The sequence below is a fragment of the Flaviramulus multivorans genome (genome assembly GCF_021728415.1).
Lineage (GTDB): Bacteria > Bacteroidota > Bacteroidia > Flavobacteriales > Flavobacteriaceae > Sabulilitoribacter > Sabulilitoribacter multivorans.
This window is the reverse complement of record NZ_JAKKDV010000001.1, coordinates 217718-238408: the sequence shown is the minus strand read 5'-3', so window position 1 is coordinate 238408 and position 20691 is coordinate 217718. Positions and strand designations below refer to the sequence as shown.

The window sequence follows — 20691 nt, the reverse complement described above, 5'->3', positions numbered from 1 at the left end:
AATAAAAATTGTTTTAGTTATTTTGCCATTCCTTATGATTCAACCAATCACATATCACATAGCTTTAGGCAGTAATAAAGGCGATAAATTTAAAAATTTGCAGTCTGCTGTTGATGCCATTCATGAATATGTTGGGAGCATTAAATTAATTTCAAAAGTTTATAAATCTCCAGCTATGGGTTTTAAAGGCGATGATTTTTTAAACTGTTGCCTGATTTTAGAAAGTGATTTAAACCCCAAAAAAGTACTCAAAGCCTTATTAAAAATTGAAAAATCCCTGGGTCGTGTTCGTAGCAAAAAAGACGCTTATGAAACTAGAACTATAGATTTAGATATTGTTTTTGCAGAAGACCAAATTATAGACACTAAAACGCTTCAAATTCCGCACCCCGAAATGCAAAAACGCAAATTTGTATTGCAACCACTTAATGATATTGCCATAAAAGCGAAACACCCAAAACTTAATAAAGAGGTATCGGTTTTATTGGCCGAATGCGAGGATATGTCGGTTTTAGAGCCTATTAAAATTTGGTTAAAAAACCCCAGTAAAGCCTATAACTTTTCCAAGTTTGATTACATTGCTATAGAAGGTAATATTGGCGCAGGTAAAACCAGTTTAGCAACCAAAATAGCATACGATTTTAATGCAAAATTGATTTTAGAACGCTTTAAGGATAATCCTTTTTTACCCAAATTTTATCAAGATGCTTCGCGGTATGCGTTTCCTTTAGAAATGTCGTTTTTAGCGGATAGATATCAACAAATTAGTGACGATTTATCGCAGCTTGATTTATTTAAAGATTTTATAGTAAGCGATTACGATGTATTTAAATCGCTCATATTCTCAAAAATTACGTTGCAGGAAGATGAGTTTAAGTTGTACAGAAAACTCTTTAATTTAATGTACAAGGATTTAAGAAAGCCCGATTTATATGTGTATTTATACCAAAACACAGCGCGACTAAAAGAAAACATTAAAAAACGCGGACGGGATTACGAGCAGAATATTGAAAGTGATTATTTAGAAAAAATTAATGCAGGTTACTTAGAGTTTTTAAAGTCGCAGTCCGATTTTAATGTAAAAATCATCGATATATCTGATAAAGATTTTATTGATAACAGGGCTGATTATTTATGGATTTTAAACGAAATCTGCGGCGAGTGATTTTTGGCTTGCGCTTATTGCCATGATATGACGTCGTTTTAATGACTTATATCAGTCGATAAGCGAAGTTAGATTTTTTTAAGTTTAGAATCAAGTTAAATTGTAAATAAAAACTTTCAAAAAAGCTTATATAATGTCGTAACAATACGCCCTTTGTTATTTTTTAAAATATGCTCGTTTAAAACGGTTTTGTCTATAACTTTTAAATTAAAAGGTGGCTCTAAAATATTAACACCACTGTTTTGTTTAAGCCTAATACCTTGTCCAGAAATAATGTCTTTATTAGGTGCGAACGTGCCTAATGGTATGTGTTCTGTTAGGATAATATATTTGAAGTTGTAAAGTTTGTCAACAACGTTTAAAATTTCAGCATTCGATACATGTTGTAACACTTGCCGCAGAATAATACAATCTGCTGGTGGAAGTTCATCTTTTACTATATCTAAACAAAAGAATTCTAAGTTTTCTGCAACAAACATTTTTTTGTTTCTTGTTATAAGGCTTTCTACAATGTCTATAGCTATGTATTTTTTGGTGTAATGGACAAGGTTTTTGCCAATATTAAAATCGCCACAGCCTAAATCGCAAACTACTAAAGGCTCTTTAAACGCCGTTAAAAAATCTCGTACAACTTCTATGTATGGTGTCGTAATATTGGAGTCGTGCGAACCATAACCAGAATAAAAATCATATGCGTTTCCACCCCAAAGTTTCTTCTTGTAAACTTGAGTCATCGCATTTTTAGTTGGCCAAGGCTTTTTGATTTTTTCAATCACCTTATAAAGCGTTTTATTATTCGTCTTTCGTGTTGTGAGTTTTTAACCATTCTTCTCCATCTTTATCTACAAAGAAATCCATCCAAACATAATACATTTCGTTGTTTTCATTTACGCTTACCGAATGACTTGAACCTAGAGGAATATGAAGCAATGAATACTCAGGAAAATCAACCTGCGCATCATCAGCATATACGATGGTTTGGTTGCCAGCAAGCCCAAAAAATAACTGCTCTAACATGGCATGAACATGAGCGCCAACTTTATCTGGACCAATGGTTTTAACGGTCCCCATAGCTACCCTAGGGATATACTTATTAGGCAGAATGGTTCTGCTTGTAGTTTGTGGACTTTTAATCGGTTCAGTGTACGATTTACAGTCTGTAAATTTTTTAAAGTAGATGTTTTCTGTGTTTTCTTTTGGAAACGTTTTTATGTCCTCGATATCTAGCTCTGTTTGAAAAACGGATATTTTCAGATAATGAAGCGTATCGTTTTCAATAGGTTTAAACCAAATGCCTTCAACAGTATTTGGTAGCATAATGGTTTCAGGAACGATATCGTATATTTTTTCGCCTGAAGTTAGTTTGCCATAGCCTTTTATAAATAGGTAAATGGTTTTATGTTTTTCGTCAATATCTACCTTTTGATTAATATCGCTCGTAATCGTAATATGTTCGCTAGTTACACCCTCAATTTCGTTTTTTAAAATATTGAGTTTCTGTTTTTGTTGGTTGGGTTCTAATTCCATAGAAAGGAATTTTATCGGAATTTCTTGAGATTTTTGAGCACAAGCTGTAATAAAGGAAAAAATTATAATAACGAAAATTGATAAATTGAATTTTATTTTCATTTTTTGAACTATTTAATTTCTAATTTACTAAACATATCCCAAACCACCACGCCACAACTCACAGAAATATTTAAGGAGTGTTTCGTGCCATATTGTGGTATTTCTAAAACGAAATCACTTGCGCTTACCACATTTTGGGCAACACCTTTTACTTCATTTCCAAAAACTAAAGCATATTTGGTATTTGACTCAACTTTAAAATCATTTAGCATAATCGCATTTTCGGCTTGTTCTATTGAGCAAATTTTTACGTTTTCAGCTTTTAGTTTATTTACTACATCCATGGTGTTTTCAACATATTCCCATGCAACCGTATCGGTACTTCCTAAAGCTGTTTTATGAATATCTTTATGTGGCGGTTTTGCAGTAATGCCACACAGGTAAATTTTTTCAATTAAAAAGGCGTCACTAGTTCTAAACACCGAACCTATATTGTTAAGGCTTCTAATATTATCGAGTATAATAATAATAGGTGTTTTTTTTGCCTCTTTAAAAGCTTCAACACTTAATCTATCTAATTCGCTATTTTTTAGTTTACGCATGTTAAAATCTTGTAGTTTTTGTAGATAACTTATGCTGTTTACGTTTCAAAAAAGCTTAAAATAATACTACATTAGCAATCTTACAATTTCAACAAAAATAAGACTTAAAAACCACTTAACCATTGGCTAAAAAAGCAAAAAAGGAAACCCCGTTAATGAAACAGTACAATGCTATAAAAGCAAAGCATCCTGATGCGCTGTTGTTGTTCCGTGTGGGTGATTTTTATGAAACCTTTGGAGAAGATGCTATAAAAGCTGCTGGTATTTTAGGGATTATTTTAACCAAACGCGGAGCAGGGAGCGATAGTGAAACAGAGCTTGCAGGATTTCCGCACCATTCCATAAATACGTATTTGCCCAAATTGGTAAAAGCGGGCGAACGTGTTGCTATTTGCGACCAATTAGAAGACCCTAAACAAACGAAAACTATTGTAAAAAGAGGTGTAACCGAATTGGTGACTCCAGGAGTTGCTTTAAATGACGAGGTTTTGGTTTCTAAATCGAATAATTTTTTGTGTTCGGTTTATTTTGATAAAAATTATATTGGCATTTCCTTTTTAGATATTTCCACAGGGGAATTTTTAACATCGCAAGGTAATGCAGAGTATATTGATAAATTACTTCAAAATTTTAACCCAAGCGAGGTGTTGGTATCTAAGCAAAAACGAAGTTTATTTAACGAAACTTTCGGGAACGATTTCCATACCTTTTATATGGAAGATTGGGTATATCAAACCGATTATGCTTACGAAACTCTTATCAAACATTTCAACACAAAAACACTTAAAGGTTTTGGAATTGAAGATTTGTATGAAGGTATAATAGCTTCGGGTTCTATCCTTCATTATTTAGGAGAAACGCAGCACCATAAGTTGCAACATATTACATCTATTTCAAGAATTGCTGAAGATGACTATGTGTGGATGGATAAGTTCACCATTAGAAATTTAGAGCTTTATAATTCAACAAATAATAATGCTGTTACCCTTTTAAATGTAATTGATAAAACCATTTCGCCTATGGGCGGACGTTTATTAAAGCGTTGGTTGGCGTTACCACTTAAAAGTTTGGATAAAATTAAACAACGCCATGAAGTGGTTAGTTTTTTAACCAAAGAAAATACGACGCTTCAAAAAATTCAAAATCATATTAAACATATTGGCGATTTAGAGCGACTGATTTCTAAAATTGCTACGGGAAAAGTGAATCCACGAGAAGTTATTCAACTTAAAAATTCATTGGAAGCTATTGTTCCTATTAAATCATTAGCATCAAATTGCGATAACGAATCGTTACGAATTATAGGTGATAATCTTCAAAGTTGTGAAGTGCTACGTGAAAAAATAAAGGAAACCCTTAACGAGGATGCACCAGTAAATGTTTTAAAAGGTAATACGATTGCTACCGGATTTTCTTCGGAATTAGATGAATTAAGAAGCTTGTCAAAATCTGGGAAAGATTATTTGGATAAGATGCTTCAGCGCGAAACTGAACGCACTGGAATCACGTCTTTAAAAATTGATTCGAATAATGTATTTGGATATTATATTGAAGTTAGAAACACGCATAAAGATAAAGTACCTGCAGAATGGATTCGCAAGCAAACTTTGGTAAGTGCAGAGCGATACATTACTGAAGAGCTTAAAGAATACGAAGCTAAAATATTAGGCGCTGAAGATAAAATTCAGATCATCGAACAACAATTATTTGCGGAGTTGGTTGTTTGGATGCATCAGTATATTAAGGCAGTACAACAAAATGCGTATTTAGTTGGTCAGTTAGATTGTTTATGTGGTTTTGCCCAATTGGCAAAAGATAATAATTATACTTATCCAATTATTAATGAAACTTTTGAGTTAGATATTAAAGAGGGACGTCATCCTGTCATTGAAAAGCAGTTGCCTTTAGGAGAAAGCTATATTGCTAACGATGTTTTTCTGGATAGAACATCGCAACAAATCATCATGATTACGGGGCCTAATATGTCGGGTAAATCGGCTATTTTACGTCAAACGGCACTCATAGTTCTCTTAGCTCAAATAGGAAGTTTTGTGCCAGCAAAAGAAGCCAGAATTGGTTTGGTTGACAAAATTTTTACCAGAGTAGGAGCCAGTGATAATATTTCGATGGGCGAATCTACCTTTATGGTTGAAATGAATGAAACGGCGTCTATACTTAATAATATTTCTGATAGAAGTTTGGTGTTATTAGATGAAATTGGACGAGGCACCAGTACATACGATGGTATTTCCATTGCATGGGCTATTAGCGAGTATTTACACGAGCATCCATCGAAGCCAAAAACCTTATTTGCTACACATTATCACGAATTAAATGAAATGTCTGAAACCTTTGAACGCATCAAAAATTTCAATGTGTCTGTAAAGGAATTAAAAGACAATGTATTGTTTTTACGTAAACTGGTTGAAGGTGGTAGTGCGCATAGTTTTGGTATTCATGTTGCTAAAATGGCAGGTATGCCACAACAGGTTTTACATCGAGCAAACTCCATTTTAAAGAAATTGGAGAAGTCACATTCTAGCGAAGAGCTTACGGATAAGGTAAAACTAATAAAAGATGATATGCAATTGAGCTTCTTTAATTTAGATGACCCATTGCTTGAAAATATAAAAGAAGAGATTTTACATATTGATATTGATACCCTTACACCTGTTGAAGCCCTCATGAAACTTAATGAAATTAAGCGTATGTTGGTTAAGAAAAAACAGGCTTAAAATAAATTTTATTTATTTTAAGAAAAGGCTTTGGTTTTAGTAGAAATATTTTAAATTTGCATCCGCAATAGCGATATTGCACGTTCATATAAAAGACTGCGAAAGTAGCTCAGGGGTAGAGCATCACCTTGCCAAGGTGAGGGTCGCGGGTTCAAATCCCGTCTTTCGCTCTGAAACTTTCTTAAAAATATACCAAAGTTGCTGAAGTGGTGGAATTGGTAGACACGTTGGACTTAAAATCCAATGAACATTAGTTCGTGCGGGTTCAAGTCCCGCCTTCAGTACAAAAGCCTTATCAAAATATTTTGATAAGGCTTTTTTTTATTGGAAACATCTCAATTAATTTTTCCTAATTTTAGTATGCAAAGAATTATTGTGTCAATTATACAAACGCTGTAAAGCATATAAGTTTAAAACTTCTTAAATTGCCATAGTCTTAATAATTTAGCTAAATTTAGGGTAAATATTTAGATGAAAATAAATTTTCACATAACACTATTTTATCTTTTTTTATTAGCCTTAACTAATAATTTATTAGGGCAAGAATTGCCTCCAATTCAGAAATTCACACCAACAGATTATGATGGTGAAAACCAAAACTGGATGATATCTCAGGCACCAAATAAATTTATTTATGTTGCCAATAATGAGGGTCTTTTAGAATATAACGGTGCTAAATGGACTATGTACCCATCGCCTAATAACACTATTATAAGAGCTGTTAACGTAGTAGGAAACCGAATATACACGGGATGCTATATGGAATTTGGCTTTTGGGAACGCGATGTTTCTGGAAAGTTACAATACCAAAGTTTAGTTTCTGAATTTGAAGAGAAGATGATTGAGGACGAACATATTTGGAATATTATTACATATGATGAATGGGTGTTATTTCAGTCTTTTAACAGAATATATTTTTATAACCCGTTAAGTGGAACTCACTCTGTTTTGAATTCACAAAATGGGATTTCAAGAGTTTTTAATACTCAAAATGTTATTTACTATCATGTTACCGATGAAGGTATTTATAAAATTGAAGCGGGCAAACCAAGATTAATAATTGACGACCAATTATTTAAGAATGATAAAGTTGTAAATCTATTTCCATTAGATGGCGGGGTGCTTGTACAAACACGTGGATTAGGGTTTTATACATTAATTAATGGTGAAATATCTGAATGGAATATACCAGCAAATGAACGTCTGAAAACAATGAATGTACTTAATAGCATTCAGCTTAAAGATAAAAGCTTTGTTATAGGAACCATAAAGAATGGTTTGATATATTTAAATCAGAACGGATTTATAGAATACGAACTTAATAGAAGTAATGGACTTAGTAACAATACTGCTCTATCTGTTTTTGAAGATGTTGATGAAAATCTATGGGTTGGTTTAGATAATGGGATTAATTGCATTAATATAAAATCACCTATTAAAGTTTTTAATGATGATGAGGGGAAAATAGGAACTGTTTACGCCTCCATAGTTTTTAACAACTTTTTGTATTTAGGAACTAATCAAGGATTATTTTATAAAAAGGCATTTACCCAAGAGCCTTTTCAGTTTGTTTCAGGTACATCTGGGCAAGTTTGGAGCTTGTTTTTATTTAACAATGAATTGTTTTGTGGGCATCATTCAGGAACCTTCATAATAAATAATGACAATGCTGAATTGGTGACAAATATTCCTGGAACATGGGGGTTTAAACCTATTCCTAATTCCGATAACATGCTCCTAGAAGGTAATTATAATGGGTTAAATATATTAATCAAGGAAAATGGCAGATGGAAACTTAGAAATAAAATTAAAGGTTTTGATAATTCTGCTAGATACTTTGAAATTACTAACGATAGCGAAATTTGGGTAAGTCATGCCTACAAAGGAGTTTTTAAACTTGCCATAGATGAAAACTTCACAGAGGTTAAAAATGTAGTGATAGATTCAACAATTCCTATTGATAAAAACTCAAGTTTAGCTAAATATAAAGACCGAATTTTATATGCGCATAAAGAAGGTGTGCTAGGATATGATACAGAAACAAATAGTTTTGTTAAAGATTCAACACTTAGTTCTATAATTACCCAGTCTGAATACGCATCTGGTAAAATGGTTGTAGACGATACTGAAAAATTATGGACTTTTTCTAATGATAATATAAGTTTTGTAGATGTTAACGATTTAACTAATCAATTAAAAGTTAACAGAATTGCCATTCCTTATCACTTAAGAAAAGGACAAATTGGCTATGAGAATATTTCCCATCTTAATAACAATAAATACCTTATTGGTATAACTGATGGTTACCTTACATTAGATATTTCGCAAGTAGATGAAAATGATGATTACAATTTGATTCTAAATTCGATTGAATTAATTAATGTGGAAGCAAGTAATATAGCTGTTGATATGCAAAAGGATGCAGAATTTGAATACGAAAATAATTCAATCATTTTTAATTATAGCGTTCCTGCCTACAACAAGTTTAATATGGTTCAATATCAGTATAAACTTATTGGTAGATATGATCAATGGAGTGAGTGGAATACAAAATCTGAACTAGTTTTTGAGAACTTACCGTTTGGTGACTATAATTTAAATATCCGTGCAAAAATTGGTAATAAATTATCGAGTAATACTATTAGTTATAGTTTTAAAATAAATCGTCCTTGGTTTTTATCAAACATAGCCATAATACTCTATTTAGTTGCTCTTTTTGGCTTTTCATTGTTTATGCATAGAACTTATAAAAAATATTATAAAAAGTTGCATAAAAATAAGCAGTTAGAAAGTGAGCAATTGATTACTAAAATCAATAATGAAAAATTAAACCAGGAAATTGAAAGTAAAAATAGAGAGTTGGCAATTTCAACAATGAGTATCATAAAAAAGAATGAGGTTTTAAATAGTATCAAAAAGGAACTTAAAAAAAGTAAACTCACAGATAACAACGCTGCATTAAAGTTGATAGATAATAATTTGAATGACGATAAAGATTGGTCGTTTTTCGAACAGGCTTTTAATAATGCGGACAAAGATTTTTTAGACAAAGTAAAATTATCTCACCCAGACCTAACCCCTAACGATTTACGCTTTTGTGCTTACTTACGATTAAACCTGTCGTCAAAAGAAATGGCACCATTACTTAATATTTCGATAAAAAGTGTAGAAACTAAACGTTACAGGCTTAGAAAAAAATTAGGTTTAGAACACGATAGCGGATTGGTTGACTATATTTTAAACTTCTAATAACACTACAAGTTAATTTTTTACCACGACATTACCACGACAACTATAAAAAAAGAACACAACATTGATGTGATAACTCTAAAAATCTTCTTTTTTACAACTGTACTGTTTATAGGGTATTTGGCTTAAGATTTCACTAGTATTTAATCTATATAATGCGATGTTCGTTTTTTATCGAGGTAAATTTTATGGATTTCTCAATTATTGCTCCTAAGTTTACATATGCTTAATTTTATTATAAATCGCAACGTTAAGCACTACCATACTTTTTGGAACTAAACTAAAATTCAATCATATGAAACTAAAACTCTTAAATCAAAAAACAAAAATTCTATTTCAGATATTGATGTTATTGCCCACATTGGTTTTGATTGCTCAAACGCAAAGGACTATAACGGGGACAGTATTATCTGCTGATGACAACATGCCCTTACCAGGGGCATCAGTAATAGTTAAAGGAACTACTAATGGTGCCTCGACTGATTTTGATGGCAACTTCACAATATCAGTTGCAAGTAGCGCAACAGTATTAACAGTATCGTACTTAGGTTATAAAACTAAAGATGTTCCCATAACATCCGATAATTTAACTATCTTACTATCAGTAGATGCGAGTACTTTAGATGAGGTTGTAGTAGTAGGTTATGGAACACAAAGAAAAAGTGATTTGGTAAATGCAGTTGCTACGACCGACTTATCAAAAGCAGTATTAAGTCCGACATCCGATGTCACCGAAATGCTAAGAGGTAGAATAGCAGGTTTGCAGGTTGAAGTTGGTGGTGGAACATTAAGACCTGGAGGATTTTCAGAAATTATTTTTAGAGGTAGAAGTTCTATCGAAGGAAATACAAGTGCTATATATGTAGTAGATGGTATAATAAGAGAAGGTGGAATTGAAGATATAAATGCTGACGATATTAAATCTATCGAGGTTTTAAAAGATGCATCTGCCCAAGCTATTTATGGATCAAGAGGAGCTAATGGGGTGATTTTAATTACCACTAAAAGAGGTTCTACTGGAAAAGTAAACGTGTCATATCATGGTTTTGTTACTACAAAATCTATTGAACGTAATTTTGATGTATATAGTGGTCAAGAGTTTGCTCAATTAAGAAGAGAGGCTATAAGAGCCAATAACGCAACAGATGAATATCCAGACGAAGAAGATGCTTTCTCACCTTTAGAATTGGAGTCTATAGCAAATAATGAATTTGTTGACTGGGAAGAAGAATTGCAAAGATCTGGTTTGGTAAATAGTCAATCTGTAAGTATTTCTAGCGGTACCGATTTAACGAAAGTATATGGTAGTATAAATTACTTTAAGGAAGATGGTATAATCCCAACATCTAGCTATACAAGAAAAAATTTACGATTAAATGTTGATCAAAAAATTAGCGATAAGTTTTCTGTAAATTTTGATTTAAATATTTTAAATGATGATATTGAAAGAGCTGCAAATGTTAATGTAATTACGTTTTCACCATTAGGTAGAGCGTATAATCCTGACGGTTCTTTAACACAATTCCCAAGTGGAGAAGAATTGTCAGCTACAAATCCTTTATGGAATTTACGCGAGCAAGATAACGATGAAAAAGGAAATGATTTTGTGATAAATGTAACACCTACATGGCAAATCACGAAAAATTTGCAGTACCAATTAAAAACGAACTTAACCAGAAAAAGTTCTGAACGTGGTCAATATCAGTCCTCATTAAGTTCACCAGGCGATACTGATAGGGGAATTGCACGAATAGATAATCAATTAAGAGAATCATATCTTATTGAGAATATTTTAACTTACGATAAGGAATTCAATGATAATCATAAGTTTAATTTTACTTTTGTTCAGTCGATTCAAGAAGATAAATTTTCAAGAACTTTTACCGAGGGTAGAGGCTTTCCAAACGAAAGTTTAGGATATAATGGTATTACAAATGCCATAGGAAATGTAACTGTAGAACGTGATCAAAGTTCTATTAGAAATGCATCTTTTATGGGAAGAGCACGTTATAACTTATTGGATAGATATTTATTTTCTGCCACTTATAGAGCAGATGGAGGGTCAGTCAATGCCGAAGGTAATAAATGGGCGCACAACCCAGCAGCATCTTTTGCTTGGAAAATGCACAACGAAAGCTTTTTAGAAAATGTTGATGCCATTCAAGAATTAAAATTTAGAGCCAGTTATGGTGCATTGGTAAATGGTATTAGCCGACCATACACATCATTATTTACTGCTGAAGGTCAAAACTATGTGTTTGATGGTGAATCTGCTTCGGGGTACTCACCTTCGGTAGTGTTGCCAAATACAAATTTGAAGTTTGAAAGAATAACTACACTTAATCTAGGTCTTGATTTCTCGCTTTTTCAAAGGTTCTTAACAGGTTCGGTTGAATATTATGATTCTAGGACGACAGATTTATTATTAAGAAGACCAGTTCCTTCTATAACAGGTTATCAGTACACGTATTTTAACGCAGGAGAATTACAAAATTCGGGTGTTGAAGTAAGTTTAACGGCGAACTTAATTAATACAAATGATTTTAAATGGGCTGTTTCTACAAATTGGTCCAACAATAAGAACAAATTAATAGAACTTTATAATGATGGCAATGGTGATCCAATTCTTGAAGATGATGCCTATAATTATTTTGTGGGTCAACCAAACGGTGTAATTAGACAGTATCAATTTGATGGTATTTGGCAAGAAGGTGATGATTTCGCTAATGCTCCACAGGCTAATCCTGAGTCTACTATTACTCAAGCAAATCTAAGAGCTGGAGATATTAGAATTAAGGACACGAATGCCGATGGTAAAATAACTCAGGACGATCGTGTTTTTACAGATCCTAATCCAGACTGGTTTGGTTCATTTTCAACGACTATGTCTTATAAAGGCTTTGACTTGTTAATTGATTTTTACGTAGTTGAAGGAGCAACTAAAGTGAACCCTTTCTTATCTGATTTTAATAACGGAGGTACGCTTTCAGGAAAATTAAATGGAGTAAAGGTGCCTTATTACACACCTGAAAATCCATCAACAACATTTCCAAGACCAAGTTTTGATACTGCACCACAATACTTAAATGCTTTGGCAGTAAGAGATGCTTCGTATGTTAGACTTAGAACCTTAAGTTTAGGTTACACATTACCAGAATCGCTTTATACCAAACTTAGTATTGATCAAATTAAATTTTATGTAACTGCCACTAACGTATTTACCGATACAGATTATATAGGCTACAGTCCAGAAGTTAATATTAGAAACACATTTTCTAATGCAGATACAGGTTATCCAGATGCTAAAAGTTTCACATTTGGAGTAAAAGTTAATTTATAATTCTAAAAAAATAAACTATGAATACAATACATTTTTATAAGAAAGTAACAAGCAGCTTGTTATTGACATTAACATTGTTTTTGGCGGTAACCTCATGCGAAGAATATTTAGAAGAGCAACCCAGTACATTAATTGATTCTGGATATGTTTATAACACTGAAGAAGGTTTAAAATCTGGAGTAGTTAGTTTATACAAATTCAATCGAGATCGATACGATAGAAGCATTGAAGACTTTATGGGTGCGGTATTACTATCATCGCGAAGTGATTTAGCATTTAACAGATCTGGATATACAGGTTTAATGGGTAGGTATCAGCGAGGTGTTTCTCCAATTGATTTAGGAGCTAATTTTGTATCAACTTTATTTTGGAAGCACTATTACAATATGGCAAATAAAGCGACAGATATAATCAATGCGGCTGAAGTTGTAAAAGGAGTGGATGAAGATACGAGAAACAAAATTATTGCCGAAGCAAAGTTTTTTAGAGCACAATCCTACTTTTTTCTTTACAGAATGTTTAATAATATTTATGTAACTACCGAATCTGTAACTGTTGATAATGCATTTGATTTAATTCAAGATAAATCCTCAAAGGAAGAAATATTTGCGTTGTTAAATAGTGATTTAGACTTTGCAATTGAGTATTTAGATTGGAATGTAACTTTTGGACGCGTATCAAAAGGAACAGCAAAACATATTAAGGCCAAAGTAGCCATGTGGGAAGGTGATTGGGAAGAAGCTAAAACACAAGCATTATCTGTAATTGAAGATCCAAATAGCCCTCACAGCCTTGTGTCTAGTACAGCTGATGTATTTAAGGGAGATAGAAACCATTCTGAGCAGCTATTTGTAATACAATCTCAGGACAATGTATTAGGTGGTGGAGATGCTACCATGATGAATGCCAACTACGTAACACAATACTTTCAAATACCTGGAATTGAGGCTAATATAGAGCAGGGTGGAAGAGGTTTTTCAAGAGTTTTACCTAATTTATATTTACTGAACCTTTTAGCTGAGGATCCTAACGACACAAGAGATGATGACACTTATTTTAGATTAAAGTATTATTATACTTCAGGAGTTAATGCAGGTCAAGAAATTACTATTTATGAGCCAATAACAGATCTTAATAACCCTAGTAGTACTTATACTAGATACTATCAAAGGCTGCATCCATCTTGCATAAAATTTGCACAAGAAGATGATGATCCTAATTCATATTTACAAAGAAGTAATATTTTGGTTTATAGATTGGCAGAAACCTATTTAATTGCCGCTGAGGCCATCTTAAGGTCTGGAAGTGGCGACCCATTACCCTATATAAATACTATTAGAACAAGAGCAAATGCAGCACCTTTGTCTAGTGTAACACTGCAAGATATATTAGATGAAAATGCACGTGAATTGGCATTTGAAGGGGAACGTTGGTTTACATTAAAAAGAATGGGAGCCGATGTATTAAATTTTCAAATGAGAAATTATGCGGGTGATGGCGAGTATTTTCCAAACAATTTTGGTGGCGACCGTGATCCAAGAGTAAATTGGCAAGATCATTTTATTAATTTCCCAATCTTTCAAGAAGATTTAGATTTATTAGGACCTAATTATCCACAAAATGATGGTTACTAAAAATTAATTTGTTTATGTATTGTAGTTAGTTGTTTAGTTCTAAGGGCAATTAAGTTTGCCCTTAGTATTAAATTTAAACTTGCGATATTTACAGTGCTGTATCATTATTAACTTAATAAGTATGCGTTTTTTACTACTATGTTGTTTTGTTTTAAGTATTAATGCTTGCAATACATCAAATAGCAAAGATGATATTGCGTTCGCAAATAATCCTGTGATTGCACATCGGGGTGCTTGGAAAAGTCAAAACCTACCTGAAAATTCAATAGCATCTTTAAAACAAGCTATTGCATTAAATTGTACGGGATCAGAATTTGATGTGAGAATGACGTTAGATAATGTACTTGTTGTTACGCATGATGCAGATTATAATAACTTAGTTGTCGAAAAATCTACTTATAAGGAGTTATCAAAACATAAACTCGCCAACGGAGAAACATTACCCACTTTAAAGCAGTATATACTTTCAGGAATTCAAAACAATAACAGTACGGGATTAGTGTGTGAAATTAAGCCTTCAAAAATACCTGGGCGAAATGACATACTTGCAAAGAGCGTAATGAAACTTGTTAGAGAATTAAAAGCTGAACCTTATATTTTGTCATACATTAGTTTTAGCTATGAAATTCTTAACAAAATAAGAGAGTTAGATCCAAATGCTAAAACACAATATTTAGATGGCTCAAAAGCTCCTGAACGATTAAAGCGAGATGGAATTTCTGGAATGGATTACTTGGTTTATAAATACAAAAAAACCCCAAAATGGATTGAAGCCGCTAAACAACAAGGATTGTTATTAAATGCTTGGGTAGCCAACAATGCTGAAGATATAGATTGGTTATTGGCAAATGAATTTGATTTTATTACCACCGATGAACCTGAGTTGGTATTAGAAAGAATAAAAAATACCCCAATCAATCAAGGATATAAACTAGTTTGGAGTGATGAATTTAATTATAAAGGTAAACCGGACAGCACTAAATGGACATATGATTATGGGTTTATTAGTAATGAAGAAAAACAATATTTTACTGATAGTTTAAAAAATGTTAGGGTAGAAAACGGTTATTTAATAATTGAATCACGAAAGGAGAAAATTGCAAATAAAGACTATAAAAGTGATGCTTTTAAAAACAAAAGTTGGTTAAAATATATCACAGAAATTGATACGGCCCAATACACATCGGCAAGAATAAAGACTGATGGATTGGCATCTTGGAAATATGGTCGCATTGAAGTAAAAGCGAAATTACCAAAAGGCGTAGGCTTATGGCCGGCAATTTGGATGCTTGGTGAGAACAGAAAACAAGTAGGTTGGCCAGAGTGTGGAGAAATTGATATTATGGAACATGTAGGTTTTAACCCTGATTCTATTTTCGGAACTATTCATACGAAAGCCTATAATCACCTCAAAAATACGGAACGAGGTAAAAAGATTTTTATAGAAAAGCCTTATGACGCTTTTCATGTGTTTGCCTTAGAATGGACTCCAGAAAAAATGGATTTTATTTTAGATGATGTAGTATATAACCGAATTGAAAATGAACACAAAACAACTGCTGAATGGCCATTCGATCAAAAGTTTCATCTGATTTTAAACGTGTCAGTTGGTGGTATGTTAGGTGGAAGACAAGGAATAGACGATAGTATTTTTCCACAACAAATGACCGTAGATTATGTTCGAGTTTATCAAAATAAAGAGAATATTTAAATGAAATTATACATAGCTTTATTATTTGTCCTTTTGTTAAACATCTATAGTTGTAAGAGTCAAGATTTTAGTGTCATGACGTATAATATTCGTTTGGATGTTGCTTCAGATGGAGAAAACGCATGGACACATAGAAAAGATTTTTTAATATCTCAAGTTTTATTTTTTAGTCCAGATATTTTAGGTGTTCAAGAAGCAAGACCTAACCAAATGAACGATTTAAAAACAGCTTTAAAAAACTATCAGTTTATTGGTACTGGAAGAGATGGAGGTAATGAAGGAGAACATTCATCTATTTTTTATAATTCCTACAAATTTAAGGTTGAAAGCGCCAATACATTTTGGCTCTCCGAAACACCTGAAAAAGTATCAAAAGGATGGGATGCAGCATACCCTAGAATTTGTACCTATGGCTTATTTACAGATTTAAAAACATCTATGAAGTTTTGGGTATTTAATACGCATTTAGACCATGTTGGTGAACAAGCTCAATTAAAGGGTATAGAAACTATTCAACAGAAAATAGCAGAAGTTAATACCAAAAATTATCCGGTAATTTTAATGGGAGATTTTAATGTAGAGCCTAATAGCTTGCTTATTAGAAACTTGTCTAATAGTATGTTGAATGCAGAAGCAGCTGCGAACTTAACTTTCGGACCTAATGGAACTTTTAACGGTTTCAAATTTACCGAACTTGTAACTAGAAAGATTGATTACATTTTTATATCGAAATCACAAAACCTCAGAATAAATAAGCATGCGGTTTTAAGTGATTCTAATAATTTAAAATATCCATCAGACCATTTTCCTGTGTATGCTGAGTTTACATTGGAATAGAAATACTACAAAATATGAAGAAACTACTCATCATAACCCTGTTTTTTTGCTTATTTTCTTGTGAAAATAAAGGGCAATCTGTTAAAAAAGATAAAACACCTAATATTGTTTTAATTGTTGTTGACGACCAAGGATACGCCGATTTTGAGCCATTTGAAAACCATGACTCGTCTGCCGAAACTCCAAATATGGGGAAATTGGCAAGATCTGGGATGGTATTTACACAAGCTTACACTACTGCACCTGTTTGTAGCCCATCTAGAGCAGGTATTTTAACAGGCAAAAACCAATTTAGATGGGATGTAAAGGCTAGTTGGGGACCAGGATTACCAGACTCTGTTAAAACCATTCCAGAATACTTAAAAGAGATGGGCTACAGTACAGCCAGGATAGGAAAAAATGATTTAGGTAGAAACTTCCATAAATATGATGTAAGAGAATATCCGTTAGAACATGGCTATGACGAGTTCTTAGGATTTAGTGCTCATGCTCATGACTATTGGTTACTTTCAAAAGAAATAAAAGATAGAACGCCAGACCCTAGTGGAACGAGTGCGGTTTTAGGGCCATTAATGCACGATAAAGGAGAGAAAAGTTATGAGGAAGGTTATTTAACAGATATATTAACTGATGAAGCCATTCAATACATTAAAAAATCTAAAAGCAAACCTTTTTTCTTGACACTAGCTTACAGTTCAGTTCATCATCTAATTCATGAAGTACCACAAAAATATTTAGATAAATATAATGTGAAGTCTATAAATAATTACGACCCAGATAGCTTAATGGCTTATGGGAAGCATAAACCTGGAAGTTATGCAGCTTATTACGATAAATATTCAAGATTAGGCGATATACAGGACGAGGATTTAAGAAAATACTATTTAGCCAATTTGAATTGTTTGGATGACAATATTGGAAGGCTTTTAGAATCGCTTAAAAACGAAAATATAGACAAAGAAACGCTAATCATATTTATTTCTGATAATGGTGGTTCACCACTAACAGGTGCAAATAATAGTCCACTAACAGGTGGTAAATATTCATTATGGGAAGGTGGTATTAGAGTGCCAATGGCTTTAGTTTGGCCTGGTAAAATAAAACCAAATCAGACGCAAACGGATTATGTTTCAGCAACTGATATTCTACCAACTATTTTATATTCCGCAGGAATTAAATTAAATGATGATACTATTGATGGGGTTAATTTATTACAGTCCAAAAAAGACAGGTTACTGGTTTGGAAATGGCAAAAAACGTGGGCAGTTCGATTAGGTGATTGGAAACTGACAAATTCCAACGAAAATCATTGGAAAAGCAGACCAAGTAATTTATATATAAAACCAATAAGTAATGATTTGTCTTTAAAATTATTCAATTTAAAAGAAGATACAGGAGAACGTATTGATCTTTCAAGTCAATATCCCGATAAAGTAAAGGAATTAGAAACGGCATATCAAGAATGGTGTAAAGCCAATATTGGTAACTTTTAAATTTTATAAAATGTCTAAGAAAAACTTATTATTTATACCCATAATACTTCTTGCAATTGTACTTTTTAGTGTTAAAAATCATGTCGTTGATAGTGAAAAAGTATATGCAACGAGTAATTTAGATGCCAAAATAGAAGAAAAGGTTGATTCTGTTTTAGCCTTGATGCATCTTAATGAAAAAATTGGTCAATTGGTGCAATACAGCGGTAAATGGAATGCAACGGGTCCTTCAACTTCCAAAGGGGATCAGCACAAACTTGATAAACTGAAAAAAGGGGAAGTGGGTTCCATGTTGAATATTACATCGGTCGCCTCCATTAAGGAAACCCAGAAAATTGTAATGGAACATTCTCGCTTAAAAATCCCTTTAATTTTTGGGTATGATGTAATTCATGGATATAAAACCATTTTCCCAATACCTTTGGGCGAAAGTGCGAGTTGGGATTTAGATATTATAAAACAATCTGCTTCTATTGCAGCAAAAGAAACTGCAGCTTCTGGTTTACAATGGACGTTTGCACCTATGATTGATGTATCTAGAGATGCACGCTGGGGCAGAATTATGGAAGGCGCTGGAGAAGACACTTATTTAAATACCGTAATTGGAGTTGCTCGAATACATGGGTTTCAAGGTGATGACTTGTCGCATCCCAACACTATTGCTGCTTGTGCAAAGCATTTTGCAGGTTATGGTTTTGCTGAGGCAGGGAGAGATTATAATACAGTAAACATTGGAGAATACGAATTACATAATACAATATTACCACCATTTAAAGCGGCAGCTAAAGCAGGTGTAGCAACTTTTATGAATTCGTTTAATGATATAGATGGAATTCCATCAACAGGAAATAAAGTATTGCAAAGAGATATTTTAAAACAAAACTGGAGCTGGAATGGACTCGTAGTGTCCGACTGGGGTTCTATTGGAGAGATGATTGCACATGGTTATGCTGAAGATAAAAAACATGCGACTCAAATTGCCTTGGACGCAGGTAGTGATATGGACATGGAATCATATGCCTATGAAGCTAATTTGGAAGCTTTGGTTAGGGAAAATAAAATTTCTATAGAACAAATTGATGATGCTGTTAAGCGCGTACTAAGACTGAAATTTGAGTTAGGCTTGTTTGATGATCCTTATAAATATTGCAATGAAGAAAGAGAAAAAGCCAACATATATACTGATGAGCATTTAGCAGTAGCTAGGGATGTTGCCAAAAAATCAATTGTGTTATTAAAAAATGAAACCAATTTATTACCAATTACTAAAAATTTAAAGAGTATTGCAGTGATTGGACCCCTTGCAGATGATAAAGATGCCCCACTTGGAAATTGGAGAGCAAAGGGTGAATATAATTCGGCGGTATCTTTATTAGAAGGGGTGAAAAGCGTGGTTGATAAGAATACAAAAGTCTTTTATGAAAAGGGAGTTGAATTAACCATACCAACTGTAAAGCCGGGAGAAAATCAGTTTTTACATCCTTTAAAATTCAATAATACAGATGTTTCTGGTATTAAAGCTGCAGTTGAAGTAGCTAAAAAAGCTGAGGTTGTATTGCTGGCAATAGGAGAAAATGCATACCAAACAGGCGAAGGAAGGAGTCAATCTGAAATCGGATTTTTTGGTGTTCAACAAAAACTGCTGGAAGCAATTTATAAGGTTAATAAAAATGTTGTAATTGTTTTAATGAATGGTAGACCTATGGATATTTCTTGGGCTGCTAATAATGTGCCTTCCATTCTTGAATGTTGGTTTTTAGGTTCAGAGTCGGGTAACGCTATTGCCGATGTGTTGTTTGGAGATTATAATCCTTCAGGTAAATTACCAGTTTCTTTTCCTCATAATGTAGGGCAAGAACCTCTATATTACAATCAGAAAAACACAGGAAGGCCTTTTAGCCCAAAACATGTTACCTATTCAGGGTATACCGATACACCAAAATCGGCCTTATATCCTTTTGGGTTTGGGTTAAGTTATACTACTTTTGAATATAAAAATTTAGAATTAGACAAATCTGAAATTTTAAAAGATGGAGAAATTAAGTTGTCTGTTGAAATTTCAAATACAGGAACTCGTGATGGAGAAGAAGTAGTCCAGCTTTATATTAGGGATTTAGTGGGAAGCTTAACACGACCTATAAAAGAGTTGAAAGATTTTAAAAAAGTTATGATTAAAGCTGGAGAAACAAAGATTGTTAACTTTACGATAAATTCTGAAAAACTTCAGTTTTACACGGTTAATAAAAAATGGGAGGTAGAACCTGGCGATTTTAATGTTTGGGTTGGTGGTAACTCCGAGGCTTCTTTGAAAGGCGTATTTAGAGTAGTAGAATAAAGAGTTGATTAAAACAGTAAA

At 33.0% G+C, this 20691-nt stretch carries 12 protein-coding genes and 2 tRNA genes; 11 read left to right on the top strand and 3 right to left on the bottom strand.

The window, feature by feature from the left end:
• Nucleotides 1-34 precede the first annotated feature (34 nt).
• On the top strand, nucleotides 35-1165 hold the full coding sequence (gene folK / locus L3X39_RS01050) for a 2-amino-4-hydroxy-6-hydroxymethyldihydropteridine diphosphokinase (protein ID WP_237229517.1): 1131 nt from the start codon (nucleotides 35-37) through the stop codon (nucleotides 1163-1165).
• A gap of 116 nt (nucleotides 1166-1281) precedes the next feature.
• Here the strand turns inward: folK and L3X39_RS01045 are convergent, their stop codons facing one another.
• Genes L3X39_RS01045 through L3X39_RS01035 form a run of 3 tightly spaced genes read right to left on the bottom strand, consistent with a single transcriptional unit; the run spans nucleotide 1282 to nucleotide 3336 of the window.
• Nucleotides 1282-1941: a class I SAM-dependent methyltransferase gene (locus L3X39_RS01045; protein WP_237229516.1), complete on the bottom strand. Its 660-nt coding sequence runs from the start codon at nucleotides 1939-1941 to the stop codon at nucleotides 1282-1284.
• A 16-nt stretch (nucleotides 1942-1957) separates the two neighbouring features.
• A complete protein-coding gene (locus L3X39_RS01040) occupies nucleotides 1958-2794 on the bottom strand; it encodes a cupin domain-containing protein (RefSeq protein WP_237229515.1) in 837 nt (278 codons plus the stop codon).
• A gap of 8 nt (nucleotides 2795-2802) precedes the next feature.
• Entirely contained in the window at nucleotides 2803-3336 is a 534-nt protein-coding gene (locus L3X39_RS01035; RefSeq protein ID WP_237229514.1) for an RNA methyltransferase, read from the bottom strand.
• 122 nt (nucleotides 3337-3458) lie between these two features.
• On the opposite strand from L3X39_RS01035, the gene mutS reads away from it, so the two are divergent.
• The 10 genes from mutS (at nucleotide 3459) to bglX (ending at nucleotide 20670) form a co-directional block, all read left to right on the top strand.
• Complete coding sequence (gene mutS / locus L3X39_RS01030; RefSeq protein WP_237229513.1) at nucleotides 3459-6071, top strand: DNA mismatch repair protein MutS; 2613 nt, start codon at nucleotides 3459-3461, stop codon at nucleotides 6069-6071.
• A gap of 98 nt (nucleotides 6072-6169) precedes the next feature.
• A tRNA-Gly gene (locus L3X39_RS01025) sits at nucleotides 6170-6241 on the top strand.
• Between the two features lie 30 nt (nucleotides 6242-6271).
• Nucleotides 6272-6355: transfer RNA gene (locus L3X39_RS01020), tRNA-Leu, on the top strand.
• 187 nt (nucleotides 6356-6542) lie between these two features.
• On the top strand, nucleotides 6543-9320 hold the full coding sequence (locus tag L3X39_RS01015; RefSeq protein WP_237229512.1) for a helix-turn-helix and ligand-binding sensor domain-containing protein: 2778 nt from the start codon (nucleotides 6543-6545) through the stop codon (nucleotides 9318-9320).
• A 295-nt stretch (nucleotides 9321-9615) separates the two neighbouring features.
• Nucleotides 9616-12660, top strand: coding sequence for a SusC/RagA family TonB-linked outer membrane protein (locus tag L3X39_RS01010; protein ID WP_237229511.1), 3045 nt, complete (start codon nucleotides 9616-9618; stop codon nucleotides 12658-12660).
• A 17-nt stretch (nucleotides 12661-12677) separates the two neighbouring features.
• The gene (locus L3X39_RS01005) at nucleotides 12678-14294 is read left to right on the top strand and encodes a RagB/SusD family nutrient uptake outer membrane protein (RefSeq protein ID WP_237229510.1); all 1617 of its coding nucleotides are present in this window, start codon (nucleotides 12678-12680) and stop codon (nucleotides 14292-14294) included.
• A 121-nt stretch (nucleotides 14295-14415) separates the two neighbouring features.
• Complete coding sequence (locus tag L3X39_RS01000; protein WP_237229509.1) at nucleotides 14416-16005, top strand: glycerophosphodiester phosphodiesterase family protein; 1590 nt, start codon at nucleotides 14416-14418, stop codon at nucleotides 16003-16005.
• Nucleotides 16006-16080: 75 nt separating this feature from the next.
• Entirely contained in the window at nucleotides 16081-16842 is a 762-nt protein-coding gene (locus L3X39_RS00995) for an endonuclease/exonuclease/phosphatase family protein (protein ID WP_369411599.1), read from the top strand.
• A gap of 14 nt (nucleotides 16843-16856) precedes the next feature.
• On the top strand, nucleotides 16857-18335 hold the full coding sequence (locus L3X39_RS00990) for a sulfatase family protein (RefSeq protein ID WP_237229507.1): 1479 nt from the start codon (nucleotides 16857-16859) through the stop codon (nucleotides 18333-18335).
• A gap of 10 nt (nucleotides 18336-18345) precedes the next feature.
• The gene (gene bglX / locus L3X39_RS00985) at nucleotides 18346-20670 is read left to right on the top strand and encodes a beta-glucosidase BglX (RefSeq protein ID WP_237229506.1); all 2325 of its coding nucleotides are present in this window, start codon (nucleotides 18346-18348) and stop codon (nucleotides 20668-20670) included.
• Nucleotides 20671-20691 lie beyond the last annotated feature (21 nt).